Source organism: Bradyrhizobium sp., from assembly GCF_030654605.1.
Classification (GTDB): Bacteria; Pseudomonadota; Alphaproteobacteria; order Rhizobiales; family Xanthobacteraceae; genus Bradyrhizobium.
Map to the genome: position 1 here is coordinate 33287 of NZ_JAURXB010000073.1, position 13019 is coordinate 46305.

The window sequence follows — 13019 nt, forward strand, 5'->3', positions numbered from 1 at the left end:
GAATGTGTTGTCGTCTGCCGCTCTTATTCGGAATTGCCATGAACTTTAGCGCGGAGAAAGCAAGCCGGAAATGGGCTTGTGGGGGCTTTCGCCGCACCGCGGCGGCAATGGTTACCGCCGTGGCCCTGCTGAGTCTTTGCGCCCAATCAAGGCCCGCCGCAGCGGCGAAAGCGGGGGCATGGCCCCCGGGACCCTGGAGCGACTTGTTCGGGGAGAGCCGGCCGAAGAAGCCGCACCGGGCGGTGCTGGCGGTGCCGCTGCCGAAGCCGCGCCCGGCCGAGGCGCCCAAAGCTGAGTCCAATGCCGTGTCCAGGCCCGGGTCCAGGCCTGAGTCCAGGCCAGAACCCAATCGGGCGGAATCCGACAGACCCGAGCCGGAAAAGCCGGCCCCCGCCGGCACCGACAAGGCAGCCGAGCAGGCGCCTCCCGCGCCACCGCCGCCCTCGGCCTGCCGGCTGACGCTGACGGAAGCGGTCGCGATCGCCCCCAGCATCCCCGACATCAAGGGCGCCGGCGGCTGCGGCGGCGAGGACCTGGTGCGGCTGGAGGCTGTGGTGCTGCCGGACAAGCGACGGGTTTCGGTGAAGCCGGCGGCCGTCCTGCGCTGCGCCATGGCCACCGCAATCGCCGACTGGATCCGCACCGACATGGCGCCGCTGGCTTTGAGCCTCGGCAGCGCCATCAGCGACCTCGACAATTTCAATTCCTTCGAGTGCCGCGGCCGTAACCGCGTGGTCGGCGCCAGGCTGTCCGAGCACGGCCGCGCCAACGCGCTCGATATTCGCGGCATCAAGCTCGCCAACGGCCGCTCGATCTCGTTCACCGACCGCGCGGTGCCGCGCGAGACCCGCGAGAGCGTGCTGCATTCGATGTGTGCGCGGTTTCCGACGGTGCTGGGGCCGGGCTCGGACTGGTATCACGAGGACCACATCCATCTCGATCTGGTGGAGCGGCGAAACAACTACAAGATCTGCCAGTGGAACGTGTGGGATCCGCTGCCGCAAATCGCCCCGTTGCTGCCGGCCGAGCGGCCGGAGGAGGCCCCGCCGCGCGAAGTCGCCGCCACGGCCGAGCAAGGCAAATCTGAGCAAGGCAAATCTGAGCAAGGCAAGTCAGAGCAAGGCAAGTCAGAGCAAGATAAGTCCGAGCAAGATAAGTCCGAGCTGGCCAAATCCGAACAGGCCAAGTCCGGGCAAGGCAAGTCGGGGCAGGGTAAATTTGATGCGGCCAAACCGGCGAAGCCGGAAGCAGCGGCCGCCGCGCAACCAACGAAAAAGCGCCGGCAAGACCGGCGCTTTTGATTGGATTGTCGGATGATGCGAAGCCGGTCTGACCGGCTATTGCATGATCGCGTTGCCGCCGCCCTGCAGCGCCATCTTGGAATTGTACGGCGAGTCGCCCTGCTTGGGGTCGAGCACGACCACGACGGTGCCCTGCTTGACGCGGGTGTAGAGATCGATGACGTCCTCGTTGGTCATGCGGATGCAGCCTGACGAAATCGAGGCGCCGATATATTCCGGCTGGTTGGTGCCGTGGATCCGGAACAGGGTATCGCGGTTGCCCTGGTAAAGGTACAGCGCGCGAGCGCCGAGCGGATTGTCGACGCCGCCGGGTACCGAGGCGGGCAAGCCTTCGATGCGCTTGTGGATGTCGGCGGTCGGCGTCCATTTCGGCCATTCCGCCATGTTGCCGATGCGCGCGATGCCGGAAAACGCCAGTGCTTCCTCGCCGACGGTGACGCCGTAGCGGATCGCCTTGCCGCCATCCTGCACCAGATAGAGATAATGATTGTCGGAATCGACCACGATGGTGCCGGGCATTTCCTTGCGGTGATAGTCGACGATGGCGCGGCGGAACGGTTCGGCCACGGCCACCTTGGCGTAACGCGCCTTGGCAAGCTGGGCCTTGTCGGCCGGCTTGAGCGTGGCCTCGGGGGCGGACTGGTAGGTCGTGGCCTGCATGCAGCCCGACAGCATCAGGCCGGCGGCCAGCATTCCCAACATTGCCTTCAGCGACGACATGGTTCAGTTCCAATCGAAAGTCTTCGCGGTCGCGCACCAACCCTGCGCCCGAAACGCCACGATTCCATTAATCGCATTATCGTTGAAATCGCCAATAATTCCAGAGCTTAGATGCCCGTCCCGCGTCGCAGCAGGTTGGCTGTGACCTTTTTACCGCAGCTGTTGCCGTTTTGGGCTGATTTTTGGGCAGTTGCAGCGCTCTCGCCGAATCGTCGCCACGGAGCTGCCATTCCGCCGCCGCAAATATGGATCGGGGGTTAATGCGCCAGTCATCAAGCGCTTGCCAGAATCGATCTAAGTCCTGTTGGTAGCCACAGCGTTTCGAGCGAAGCCTGCCCTCGGGCTTGACCGGGGGCGGGCACCGGTTTGCGCCTCGAAACGCGTCCGAACAAAAAGCAGCGCGCTCGGTCCCGGAGTCCTCCATGCTCTCAGTGTACGTCCCTGCCGAATTCAACCTGAAGAAGATCGTCGACGCCGATTTTGCCGAACTGCCGGAGAGCGCGGTCTGGCTCGACCTCGTCAAGCCGACCGGGGGCGAGGACAAGGCGGTGGAGCGGCTGGCCGGGATCGCGGTTCCGACCCGGGAGGACATGCAGGAAATCGAGATTTCCAGTCGGCTCTATATCGAAAACGGCGCCCGCTTCATGACGGCGACACTGATGTGTGCCGCCGACACCGAGAACCCGCGCACCACGGCGGTGACCTTCATCCTCGCCGGCCACCGGCTGGTGACCGTGCGCTACGACGAACCCAAGCCGTTCCTGCTGGTGGAGAACAAGCTGGCGCGCGGCTGCGCGCCGGGGATCACCGGTGAAATGGTGCTGATGGAGCTGCTGGATGCGGTGATCGACCGCAATGCCGACATTCTGGAGCGCGCCGGCGGCGACATGGACACCATCAGCCACGATATTTTCGAGCCCGCCGGAGCCGCGCGCACCGGCCAGGCCAAGCGCTATTCCGACATCCTGATCGCGATCGGACGCAAGGGCGATATCACCTCGAAGGTGCGGGAAAGCCTGGTCTCGATCGGCCGGGTGGTGACCTTCGTCGCCGCCGGCACCGAAGGCGTCAAATGGTCCAAGGACATGCGCGAGCAGCTGAAGACCATGCAGCGCGACGTCACCTCGCTGACCGACCACGCCAGCTACCTCTCCAACAAGATCACCTTCGTGCTCGACGCCATGCTCGGCGTCGTCAATCTCGAGCAGAACAACATCATCAAGCTGTTCTCGGTGATGGCCGTGGTGCTGATGCCGCCGACCCTGATCGCCTCGATCTACGGCATGAATTTCAAGATGATGCCGGAGCTGGAATGGACCCACGGCTATCCGATGGCGCTGCTGATGATGCTGCTGGCAGCGGCGGGGCCGTACTTCTTTTTCAGATGGAAGAAGTGGCTGTAGTCACTGAGGCGTTAAACGGTACAGCCGTCCTGCGGGGCTTTCATACACCTGCGAAAAACCAGGGAACCCGCCACATTTCTACGGATAAAATTTGAGCGTTGCGCACAACGTTTGCGCGACGGCTTTCTGCGATAACGCTGTCACAAGCCGCGAGGACAGCCATGGTTGAGAAACTCATAACGTCACCCCGCAACGTCGTCGATTTCGCGCGCTATCAAGCCGACCGCAGCGCCGCGGGCAGGGCGCGGGCGATGTCGGCGCGGATGTGCCGGCATTGCGGCGCGGCGCTGCTGGAAGGCGAGCGCGAGGAAGAATGCTCCAGCACCTTCAACGTCGAGGCCGACAGCCTGCGCTGGCAGGCCGCTCAAATCCTGCGCGGATTGACCTGAGCGGGCCGCGTTGTATTCACCCTCCCCTGGAGGGGTCGAGACGAGCGAAGCTCGCTCTTGGGTCGACGCGCGTGTAACGCTCGGCGGGGTGGGGTGACGGTCTCTCACCTCGAACAGTGCCCGCGTTGAGAGATCACCCCACCCCGTCTCACATTTCGCTCCGCTCAATGTGAGCCGACCCTCCCCCTCCAGGGGAAGGTGAAGCACGACGCTTCGTCTCAGCTACACGTGCTGCCCGCCGTTGATGTGGATCTCGGCGCCGTTCACGTAGGAGCTGGTCTCCGTGCACAGCACATAGATGATCTTTGCGACTTCATCGGGCGTGCCGAGCCGGCGCAGCGGGATCTGCTGCTCGACGATCTTCTCGGTGCCCGGCGACAGGATCGAGGTGTCGATTTCGCCCGGCGCGATCGAATTGACGCGGACGCCGATGCGGCCGAAATCGGACGCCATCTCGCGGGTCAGGGAGGCCAGCGCCGCCTTCGAGGTGGCGTAGGCAGCCCCCGCGAACGGATGCACGCGCGAGCCCGCGATCGAGGTGACGTTCACCACCGAGCCCCTGGCGGCCTTCAATTCCTCGATCAGCCCGCGTGCCATCATGATCGGCGCGAAGAAGTTGACCCGGAATACATGGCTCCAGGTCTCGATGTCGGTATCGATCGACCCCAGCCGCGCGCCGCCTTCGGCCTTCGGCGAAATCGCGGCGTTGTTGACCAGCGCGTGCAGCTCGCCACCCTCCAGCCGCTGGCGGATTTCCGAGATCGCCCGCGTGGTGTCGTCATGGTCGGCGAGGTCGACCTGGATGTGGTCCTCGGGTCCGGCACCCCACGGGCACTCCTCGGGAAAGGGATGCCGCGAACAGGTCAGCACGCGCCAGCCCGCCGAGGAAAAGCGGATCACCGTGGCGTGCCCGATGCCCCGGCTGGCTCCGGTCAGAAGCATCGTGCGCCGCGGGCCGTGGTTGGTTGGACTAGGCATGAACGGTTCTCTTGTTTCTCGTCATGCCCGGGCTCGTCCCGGGCATCCACGTCTTCCCTTGGTCGTTAACGAGTAAAAACGTGGATGGCCGGGACGAGCCCGGCCATGACGGCTTACTCTACGGATAAAGCCGTGTCTTCGACCATGGCTGGTCCGGCGTCGCGCGCGCGAATTCGATGCGGTCGTGCAGGCGGAACGGGCGGTCGTGCCAGAACTCGAAGCGCGCCGGCGCAATGCGCCAGCCGCTCCAGCCCGGCGGGCGCGGCACCTCGCCGATGATGTGTTTCGCCGCCACCTTGGCGATCGCCTGCTCGAAGGCAAAGCGGCTTTCCAGCGGCTGCGACTGCTTCGAGGCCCAGGCGCCGATCTGCGCCTGCTTCGGGCGGGTGGCGAAATAGGCGTCCGCTTCGGCGTCGGTCACCGGCGACACGTTGCCGCGGATGCGGACCTGCCGGCGCAGCGATTTCCAGTGAAACAGTAAAGCCGCCTTAGGATTTGTGGCGAGTTCGCGGCCTTTTTGACTGGCGATGTGGCTGTAGAAGACAAAACCGTCGGCATCATAGCCCTTCATCAGCACCATGCGCACGTCGGGCAGCCCGTCGGCGTCGACGGTCGCCAGCGCCATCGCGTTGGGATCGTTCGGCTCGGCCTTCACCGCCTCGGCAAACCATTCGCCGAACAGCGCAAACGGTTCTTCGGCTGCGGTGAAATCACCTGATGTTAACGGTGTCGGGTGTTTGATGGAGGTTGTATCATTCATGTCAGGAGTTCCGAGTTGCGTCCGCCCGCGTCCCAGAGCGCGTTGCAGTCCCCATGTAGGCTCGCCCTATATAAGACATGGGAACGCATTGGCCTACCGGCGATCAGGCCGGCGGGCGCGGTGGTGACGTTGATTCTGATCGGCCTCGGCTCCGGGGGCTGCAGCTTTTCCCGCGGCGACGCGGCCTTTGCCAAAATGGAAGACAAGGACAAGGAAATAACGGGATCGATCGGGTCGGCGCAGCCGCCGGTGCCCACCGAGACCGATCTGGCCTTTGCCCGCACCGCCGCTTCCGACGTGCTGACCAAGGGCAGCAAGGATTCCAGCCAGCCCTGGGAAAACCCCGAGACCGGCGCCCGCGGTTCGGTGACGCCGCTGGCCCAGGCCTATTCGTCCGAAGATGGCCGGACCTGCCGGGATTTTCTGGCCAGCTACGTCAACGGCCGCTCCGAGAGCTGGCTGCAGGGCGCCGCCTGCAAGGCCGGCCATGGCCGTTGGGAAATTCATACGCTAAAGCCGTGGCGGCGGGGCTAACCCCCGTTGCAAAAATACCACGGGCACCCCAGATGAAGCCTGAAACGGGCCAGCGGCCCGTAAGCTATGATCTGATTTCCCTGGAGCCTTTCGGTTCTGATTGTATCTGAACCGGGCTCTGGTCTTTTGCTTAGAGGAGACGTGACGGATGCGCGACCCCTATGAGGTCTTGGGGGTGCAGCGGGGCGCCAGTGCTGCGGCGATCAAGAGCGCCTATCGCAAGCTCGCCAAGAAGCATCACCCCGACGCCAACAAGAACGATCCGAAATCGCAGGCGCGTTTTTCCGAGCTGAATTCGGCCAACGAGATCCTCGGCGACGAGGCTAAGCGCAAGCAGTTCGATCGCGGCGAAATCGACGCCGAGGGCAAGCCGCGCTTTCAGGGCTTTCCCGGCGGCGACCCGCGCAGCCGCGGCGCCTCACCAGGCGGCTTCGAGAGCCACACCTTCCGCGGCGGCGGCGGTCCCGGCGGCGGCGGCTTCGAGGATATCCTCAACAGCATGTTCGGCGGTGCCGGCCGTGGCGCGCGCCCCGGCCCCGGTGGCGCCTTCGAGTTCGAGACCGGCGGCATCGGGCTCGATCTCGATCTGTCCGTCGCCATGACGGTGTCGCTGGAAGAGGCCGTGAACGGCGTCGAGAAGCGCGTCCGGCTGCCGAGCGGCAAGGAGCTCAATGTCAAGATTCCCGCCGGCGTGATGGCCGGCCAGCAGATCCGGCTGAAGGGGCAGGGCGAGAGCGCGCCCGGCCACCGGCCCGGCGATCTCCTGATCACGGTCGCAATCGCACCGCACGCCTTCTTCAGGGTCGACGGCAGCGACCTGCGCGTCGACCTGCCGGTCACGCTGTATGAGGCCGTGCTCGGCGACAAGGTTCGGGTGCCGACGCTGGGCGGCGCGGTCGAACTGTCGATTCCGAAAAACACCTCGAGCGGCCGCACCTTTCGCCTGAAGGGCAAGGGCTTGCCGAAGCCGGGCGGCGGCACCGGCGACCTGTTCGTCACCACCCGCATCGTGCTGCCGGACGGGAACGATTCCGAACTCGAGGCGTTGATGCAAAAGTGGCGCGACGGGCACAAGTACAATCCGCGCAGCGATTTGACGTAACTGATAAACCACACCGAAAAGGTGCGGCCTCGACCGGGGGACCAGCGCGGTACGAAAACCCCAGTCGAGGCCGCTTCGCGTCGATCGGCGGATCGAACGCACCTCACCTTCGCGTGATCACCCGGTGCGATTTTGAGACGCACCGATGACTTGATTCCAGATTTTCGGTGTCGGAATTGGGACAAAGAGCCTGGTGACGTACTCACAACGTTATTGCGAGCGAAGCGAAACAATCCATTCTTTTTTCGTACTGCGACATGGATTGCTTCGTCGCAAGAGCTCCTCGCAATGACGGCTCACGCCGTCACCCGCCGTTCTTTTCCGTCGCGTCGTAGACCAGTCGCGCCACCTGGGTCAGGCGGTCGCGGTCGCTGCTGCCGCTGACCACGAAGGCCACGCCGCGATCGGCCCAGAACAGCGCGCCATCCTTGTCCTGCGCCGTATAACGCATCTGCGTCGCCTCGCCGTCCGCCTTGGCGGCGTAGACCGTAAAGCGTTCGCCCGATGCGCTCTCATACATCAGGAACGAGGCGGGTCCGTTCGGACCGGGCAGCAGCCTGCCGCCGACAAGCTTCAACCCGGTGGCATCGAGCTCCGGTGCGAACACCACCCAGCCGCAGCGTTTGGTCAGCCATGTCTGCAGATGCGCGCGTTCGCTGCCGGGCACCTCGACCGGATGACGAACCTCGACCACGTAAAGCCGGTGCGCGACCAGCGCCTCGCTCGTAAAACTCTGGAACGCCGACGGCGAAGCCGCCACGCCATGCGCCAGCCAGCCGGCGCCGCCGCCGGCAATGAACGCCACCAGGGTCGCGGCGATCGCGCCAACCATCCAGCGGCGCGGCTCTCGCACCAGCCGTTCGATTTCCAGCCGCTTCGGCACCGGTTCGTCGGCGACGGAATCGTAGCGCGCATGCAGCGCTTCCGCCATCGCGCGCCAGGATTGCACCCGCTCGGCATCGTCGGGATGCGCCGCGAGCCATGCCTCGACATCGCCACGCCGCTCCGGCGGCAGCTCATTGTCGATATAGGCGTGCAATTCGTCTTCGGTGACGGGAATTTTTGGATCGGTCATTGTCGTTGTCTCTTCTCGGTCGAAATGTTCTCGGCTTCTCTCGGAAGTTCCCTCGGAGTCTCTCCTGGAATTTCACGCATAGGGCTTGCCATCACTTCACCCGCCGCAGCGACGGCCGCTCGCCCTCGAGGGCGGCTTTGACATGGGCGCGGGCACGGGCGAGGCGCGACATCACGGTGCCGATCGGCACGGCCTGAATGTCGGCGACCTCGCGGTAGCTCAACCCTTCCAGCATCACCAGCAGCAGCACCGAGCGTTGCTCTTCGACCAGGGTGGCGAGCGCGCGGGCGATGTCGCGGCCTTCGGCCTCGGTGCCGCTGGCGTCGGGATTGTTATCCAGCAGCGGCATGAATTGCGGCCGCCGCGCCAGCGATCGCCGCCGGTTCTTGTTGAGGTTGGTCAGGATGGTGTAGAGCCAGCTCCTGATATCGCCGCCGAGAAACAGCCGTTCCGAACGCAGCGCCCGCACCAGCGTGTCCTGCACCAGATCGTCGGCGATGTCGGCGTCGCGCGCCAGCGCGCGCGCATAGCGGCGCAGCGCCGGGATCATGGCTTCGACACTCTGACGGAAAGCGGTCATTGACAGAGATCTCGGGTTGCCGCGGCGGCGCCCAACCTCGCGCCAACGCCTGTCCCATCATAACACCCGAATGCCGGAACTATTCCAGCCGTCAAGGTTGCGGGACAACAGCCTTAACGGAGATGAATTTGGGCTGTACCGCCCGGAAGCGCTGGTGTACCTCCAGACCTGATCTAAAGGTCGATTGGAAACCTAAATGTCGCAAATTATGCAGGGCAAGCGCGGAGTGATCCTCGGCGTCGCCAACAACCGCTCGATCGCCTGGGGCATCGCCAAGGCCTGCCGCGCGGCGGGCGCCGAGATCGCGTTGACCTGGCAGGGCGACGCGCTGAAGAAGCGGGTCGAACCGCTGGCCAAAGAGCTCGACGGTATCACGCTCGGGCATTGCGACGTCACCGATCCCGCCACCATCGACGCGGTGTTCGCCGTGCTCGCGGAGAAATGGGGCAAGATCGATTTCGTCGTGCACGCCATCGCGTTTTCCGACAAGGACGGGCTCGAGGGCCGCTATCTCGAAACCACCGCCGATAATTTCTCGAAGACCATGCTGATCAGCTGCTACTCGCTGACCGCGATCACACAGCGTGCCGAGAAGCTGTTGACCGATGGAGGTTCGATCCTGACGCTGACCTATTACGGCGCCGAGAAGTGGATGCCGCATTACAACGTGATGGGCGTTGCCAAGGCGGCGCTGGAGGCCAGCGTGCGCTATCTCGCCGCCGACCTCGGCGAGAAGAACATTCGCGTCAACGCGATTTCAGCGGGACCGATCAAGACGCTGGCGGCGTCCGGCATCGGCGATTTCCGCTATATCCTGAAATGGAACGAATACAATTCGCCGCTGCGCCGCACCGTCTCGATCGAGGAAGTCGGCGACAGCGCGCTCTATCTGCTCTCGGACATGTCGCGCGGCGTTACCGGCGAAGTGCATCACGTCGATGCCGGCTATCACGTCGTCGGCATGAAGCGCCCGGACGCGCCGGATATTTCGCTGGCGAAGGATTAGTTCGAGCGTACCATGCCCGCGCCCGTCATCTACTACATCCGCCATGGCGAAACCGCGTGGAATGCCGCCGGGCGCTTCCAGGGTACGCAGGATATTCCGCTGAACGATCTCGGCCGTACCCAGGCCGTGACAGCGGGCGGCATCCTCGCGGACCTGATCGCGCGCCATGGTCACGAGGCGTCCGCGCTGCCCTACGTCGCCAGCCCGCTCGGCCGCGCCCGGATGACGATGGAACTGGTGCGCGGCGCCTTGCAACTGCCGCATCACGATTACGCCCTCGACGACCGGCTGCGCGAGATCGCCTTTGGCCAGTGGGAGGGCCTGACCCTGCCCGAGATGGAGCGGCACGACGCCGCCACTTTTGCGTCGCGCCTGGCGGACAAATGGGGCGTCGCCGCCCCCTCCGGCGAGAGCTACGCCAGCGTCACCTTGCGGATGCGCGAATGGGTCGATTCCCTGCAAGGCGACACCGTCACCGTCGCCCATGGCGGCACCATGCGGGCGCTGATGGTAGCGCTCGGCATCGCCACGCCACTGGAGGCCTCGGACATCCCGATCGGGCAGGGCGTGGTGTACGTGTTCAGCGAGGGCAAGCTGACGAAGCATGGGTGACCTTCTTTTCCCTCTCCCGCTTGCGGGGGAGGGTGCCGAGCAACGCGAGGCGGGTGGGGGCTCTCTCCACGAGTGCCACCGCTGAGGCAGCCCCACCCCAACCCTCCCCCGCAAGCGCGGGAGAGGGGGCGGACCGTGGATGCCGCGCCGGCGTGGTTAATTCTCGTCATTTGACCCCTCGAACCTCGCGCGTTACGACATTCCGCACAGCCGCGGAAATATCAAAATGTCCTTCAACACCTTCGGCCACCTGTTCCGGGTCACGACCTTCGGCGAGAGCCACGGGATCGCGATCGGCTGCGTGGTCGATGGCTGCCCGCCGCTGCTGCCGCTCACCAACGAGGATATCCAGCTCGATCTCGACCGCCGCCGGCCCGGCCAGTCGCGCTTCACCACCCAGCGCCAGGAGCCAGACGCGGTCAAAATTCTCTCGGGCGTGATGGCGCATCCGGAGACCGGCATGCAGGTCACCACGGGCACTCCGATCGCGCTGTTGATCGAGAACACCGACCAGCGCTCGAAAGACTATTCCGAGATCAAGGACAAGTTTCGCCCCGGCCATGCCGACTTCACCTATGAGGCGAAATACGGCCTGCGCGACTACCGCGGCGGCGGCCGCTCTTCCGCGCGCGAAACAGCGACCCGCGTCGCCGCCGGCGCCATCGCGCGAAAAATCCTGCCCGGCGTCACCGTGCGCGGCGCGCTGGTGCAGATGGGTCCGCACAAGATCGACCGCGCCAAATGGGACTGGGACGAGATCGCGCGCAATCCGTTCAACTGCCCCGACAAGGACAAGGCCGCGTTCTTCGAGGGCTATCTCGACGGCATCCGCAAGAGCGGCTCGTCGATCGGCGCGGTGATCGAGATCGTCGCCGAAGGCGTGCCGGCCGGCCTCGGCGCGCCGATATATGCCAAGCTCGATGCTGAACTGGCCGCAGCCCTGATGAGCATCAACGCCGTCAAGGGCGTCGAGATCGGCGCCGGTTTCGGCGCCGCCGAACTCACCGGCGAGGAAAACGCCGACGAGATGCGCACCGGCAACAACGGCACGCGTTTTCTTTCGAACCACGCCGGCGGCGTGCTCGGCGGCATCTCCACCGGTCAGCCGGTGGTGGTGCGTTTTGCCGTGAAGCCGACCTCGTCGATCCTGTCGCCGCGCCAGACCGTCGACCGCAGCGGCCACGACACCGACATCATGACCAAGGGCCGCCACGACCCCTGCGTCGGCATCCGCGCGGTGCCGGTCGGCGAAGCCATGATGGCTTGCGTGCTGGCGGATCATTTCCTCAGGCACCGCGGGCAGGTGGGGTAGCCGAGTCTGTGGGGCGCATTGGCGTTGGCTTACTTCGCCGATACGCCGAGTGGGTTGTCGGATTCTTGCGTCATTGCGAGCGAAGCGAAGCAATCCAGATTCTTTCGTTTTCACAGCAAGCTGGATTGCTTCGCTTCGCTCGCAATGACCGAATGAAACGTCTTGCTGCGTTGCCGGCCGGTGTCGGCTTCTGTCGGCCGGCTGATGGAGTTTCTGAATGCGCAAAGATGCCCGATCGGCATCAATCGTTTGGCCGGCCCCGCCGCACACGAAGCATTCCGCGACAATATCCAACCAAAAATTGCTAAATCTCACAACTTGCGCATTTTGCGTAATTTACCTATATTAAGCTTCATGCTAGGGATACCGCAACATGGCTGACCCCGTCCCCGCTTCCGAGTTTACCCGCAATTTCGGCCGCTATCGGATGCTCGCCCAGCGCGAGGCGGTGGCGGTATCGAGTCACGGATCTATCACCGGCTATTTTGTCGGTCCCGACGAATTCGAGGAATTCCGCCGCTTCCAGCAGCACCGCCGCAGTTTCGCGACGGCCGAATTGTCGGACGAGCGAGCGCAGGCAATCGGCGCTTCGCGCATGGACGAGCGACACGCACATCTCGACGCTTTGCTTGAGCCGAAATAGCGGGCGTATGCCGATCCCGACACCTGAACCGGGCCTTGTGATATCTTACGCCTATCTGTGGCACCACGAGCATGAAGCGGGTCGGGAAGAAGGCCGCAAGGATCGCCCGAGCGTGATCGTGCTCGCGGTTGGGCGCCCGGCGAATGACACGACGATCGTCGTGGTCCTGCCGATCACGCATACCCCTCCCGGCGATCCCGCCGGCGCCGTGGAAATCCCGGCTGCGGTCAAACGTCATCTCGGACTGGATGACGCGCGGTCCTGGATTGTCGTTGCGGAGGGCAACGAATTCGATTGGCCCGGCTATGATCTCAGGAAGATCGGACGCAGCGATCGATATGACTACGGTTTTCTGCCGCCGCGTTTTTTCAATCAGGTGATAGCGGCCTTCGCCGCATGGCATCGTGCCCGCAAGGCAACGCTGACTTCGCGCGCGTGATTTGCGGAAGGTGGGTATCGTTACGCTCTACTCATACTGCCGGATCCAGTCGCGTCTAAGCCTTCTTCAAACAGCTACGGTTTGTGCGAATTCTAGAATGCGCGAGGATGGAATCCTCGCCGGTGATTTGCCCGACGTGTCAAATGTTTTCGCGTTCAAAAAGGT

Annotated in this window: 15 protein-coding genes; 10 read left to right on the forward strand and 5 right to left on the reverse strand. The window is 64.2% G+C overall.

The window, feature by feature from the left end; translation table 11 throughout:
- Nucleotides 1-38 precede the first annotated feature (38 nt).
- Nucleotides 39-1301, forward strand: coding sequence for an extensin family protein (locus tag Q7U29_RS07765; protein ID WP_304740125.1), 1263 nt, complete (start codon nucleotides 39-41; stop codon nucleotides 1299-1301).
- A gap of 36 nt (nucleotides 1302-1337) precedes the next feature.
- Here the strand turns inward: Q7U29_RS07765 and Q7U29_RS07770 are convergent, their stop codons facing one another.
- A complete protein-coding gene (locus Q7U29_RS07770; protein WP_304740127.1) occupies nucleotides 1338-2021 on the reverse strand; it encodes a L,D-transpeptidase in 684 nt (227 codons plus the stop codon).
- Between the two features lie 422 nt (nucleotides 2022-2443).
- Here Q7U29_RS07770 and Q7U29_RS07775 point away from each other — a divergent pair, with 422 nt between their 5' ends.
- Both Q7U29_RS07775 and Q7U29_RS07780 read left to right on the forward strand, forming a co-directional pair.
- Nucleotides 2444-3424: a magnesium transporter CorA family protein gene (locus tag Q7U29_RS07775; protein WP_304740129.1), complete on the forward strand. Its 981-nt coding sequence runs from the start codon at nucleotides 2444-2446 to the stop codon at nucleotides 3422-3424.
- 161 nt (nucleotides 3425-3585) lie between these two features.
- A complete protein-coding gene (locus tag Q7U29_RS07780) occupies nucleotides 3586-3813 on the forward strand; it encodes a hypothetical protein (protein ID WP_304740131.1) in 228 nt (75 codons plus the stop codon).
- A 222-nt stretch (nucleotides 3814-4035) separates the two neighbouring features.
- Here the strand turns inward: Q7U29_RS07780 and Q7U29_RS07785 are convergent, their stop codons facing one another.
- The gene (locus tag Q7U29_RS07785) at nucleotides 4036-4791 is read right to left on the reverse strand and encodes an SDR family NAD(P)-dependent oxidoreductase (RefSeq protein ID WP_304740133.1); all 756 of its coding nucleotides are present in this window, start codon (nucleotides 4789-4791) and stop codon (nucleotides 4036-4038) included.
- Nucleotides 4792-4909: 118 nt separating this feature from the next.
- Entirely contained in the window at nucleotides 4910-5551 is a 642-nt protein-coding gene (gene pdxH, locus Q7U29_RS07790; protein ID WP_304740135.1) for a pyridoxamine 5'-phosphate oxidase, read from the reverse strand.
- Nucleotides 5552-5674: 123 nt separating this feature from the next.
- Between pdxH and Q7U29_RS07795 the strand changes: the two genes are divergently transcribed.
- The gene (locus tag Q7U29_RS07795) at nucleotides 5675-6085 is read left to right on the forward strand and encodes an RT0821/Lpp0805 family surface protein (RefSeq protein ID WP_370691715.1); all 411 of its coding nucleotides are present in this window, start codon (nucleotides 5675-5677) and stop codon (nucleotides 6083-6085) included.
- 148 nt (nucleotides 6086-6233) lie between these two features.
- A complete protein-coding gene (locus Q7U29_RS07800) occupies nucleotides 6234-7187 on the forward strand; it encodes a DnaJ C-terminal domain-containing protein (RefSeq protein WP_304740139.1) in 954 nt (317 codons plus the stop codon).
- A gap of 304 nt (nucleotides 7188-7491) precedes the next feature.
- Here the strand turns inward: Q7U29_RS07800 and Q7U29_RS07805 are convergent, their stop codons facing one another.
- Both Q7U29_RS07805 and Q7U29_RS07810 read right to left on the reverse strand, forming a co-directional pair.
- Nucleotides 7492-8262 (reverse strand): anti-sigma factor, encoded by a 771-nt coding sequence (locus Q7U29_RS07805; RefSeq protein ID WP_304740141.1) that lies wholly within the window; start codon nucleotides 8260-8262, stop codon nucleotides 7492-7494.
- A 91-nt stretch (nucleotides 8263-8353) separates the two neighbouring features.
- Nucleotides 8354-8842 (reverse strand): RNA polymerase sigma factor, encoded by a 489-nt coding sequence (locus Q7U29_RS07810; RefSeq protein WP_304740142.1) that lies wholly within the window; start codon nucleotides 8840-8842, stop codon nucleotides 8354-8356.
- Between the two features lie 196 nt (nucleotides 8843-9038).
- Between Q7U29_RS07810 and fabI the strand changes: the two genes are divergently transcribed.
- From fabI to Q7U29_RS07835, 5 genes are all read left to right on the forward strand, one after another.
- On the forward strand, nucleotides 9039-9848 hold the full coding sequence (gene fabI, locus Q7U29_RS07815; RefSeq protein ID WP_304740144.1) for an enoyl-ACP reductase FabI: 810 nt from the start codon (nucleotides 9039-9041) through the stop codon (nucleotides 9846-9848).
- A gap of 12 nt (nucleotides 9849-9860) precedes the next feature.
- The gene (locus tag Q7U29_RS07820; RefSeq protein ID WP_304740146.1) at nucleotides 9861-10460 is read left to right on the forward strand and encodes a histidine phosphatase family protein; all 600 of its coding nucleotides are present in this window, start codon (nucleotides 9861-9863) and stop codon (nucleotides 10458-10460) included.
- 226 nt (nucleotides 10461-10686) lie between these two features.
- Complete coding sequence (gene aroC, locus Q7U29_RS07825) at nucleotides 10687-11772, forward strand: chorismate synthase (protein ID WP_304740148.1); 1086 nt, start codon at nucleotides 10687-10689, stop codon at nucleotides 11770-11772.
- A 373-nt stretch (nucleotides 11773-12145) separates the two neighbouring features.
- Nucleotides 12146-12415 (forward strand): type II toxin-antitoxin system Phd/YefM family antitoxin, encoded by a 270-nt coding sequence (locus Q7U29_RS07830; RefSeq protein ID WP_304740150.1) that lies wholly within the window; start codon nucleotides 12146-12148, stop codon nucleotides 12413-12415.
- Nucleotides 12416-12527: 112 nt separating this feature from the next.
- Nucleotides 12528-12854 carry a hypothetical protein gene (locus tag Q7U29_RS07835; protein ID WP_304740152.1) on the forward strand — a complete coding sequence of 109 codons (327 nt, stop codon included), beginning with the start codon at nucleotides 12528-12530 and terminating at the stop codon, nucleotides 12852-12854.
- Nucleotides 12855-13019 lie beyond the last annotated feature (165 nt).

Bases quoted from the DNA above. Each gene is read 5' to 3' on its own strand.
- Q7U29_RS07765 (WP_304740125.1), top strand. From the start codon at position 39: ATGAACTTTAGCGCGGAGAAAGCAAGCCGGAAATGGGCTTGTGGGGGC.
- Q7U29_RS07770 (WP_304740127.1), bottom strand. From the start codon at position 2,021: ATGTCGTCGCTGAAGGCAATGTTGGGAATGCTGGCCGCCGGCCTGATG.
- Q7U29_RS07775 (WP_304740129.1), top strand. From the start codon at position 2,444: ATGCTCTCAGTGTACGTCCCTGCCGAATTCAACCTGAAGAAGATCGTC.
- Q7U29_RS07780 (WP_304740131.1), top strand. From the start codon at position 3,586: ATGGTTGAGAAACTCATAACGTCACCCCGCAACGTCGTCGATTTCGCG.
- Q7U29_RS07785 (WP_304740133.1), bottom strand. From the start codon at position 4,791: ATGCCTAGTCCAACCAACCACGGCCCGCGGCGCACGATGCTTCTGACC.
- pdxH (WP_304740135.1), bottom strand. From the start codon at position 5,551: ATGAATGATACAACCTCCATCAAACACCCGACACCGTTAACATCAGGT.
- Q7U29_RS07800 (WP_304740139.1), top strand. From the start codon at position 6,234: ATGCGCGACCCCTATGAGGTCTTGGGGGTGCAGCGGGGCGCCAGTGCT.
- Q7U29_RS07805 (WP_304740141.1), bottom strand. From the start codon at position 8,262: ATGACCGATCCAAAAATTCCCGTCACCGAAGACGAATTGCACGCCTAT.
- Q7U29_RS07810 (WP_304740142.1), bottom strand. From the start codon at position 8,842: ATGACCGCTTTCCGTCAGAGTGTCGAAGCCATGATCCCGGCGCTGCGC.
- fabI (WP_304740144.1), top strand. From the start codon at position 9,039: ATGTCGCAAATTATGCAGGGCAAGCGCGGAGTGATCCTCGGCGTCGCC.
- Q7U29_RS07820 (WP_304740146.1), top strand. From the start codon at position 9,861: ATGCCCGCGCCCGTCATCTACTACATCCGCCATGGCGAAACCGCGTGG.
- aroC (WP_304740148.1), top strand. From the start codon at position 10,687: ATGTCCTTCAACACCTTCGGCCACCTGTTCCGGGTCACGACCTTCGGC.
- Q7U29_RS07830 (WP_304740150.1), top strand. From the start codon at position 12,146: ATGGCTGACCCCGTCCCCGCTTCCGAGTTTACCCGCAATTTCGGCCGC.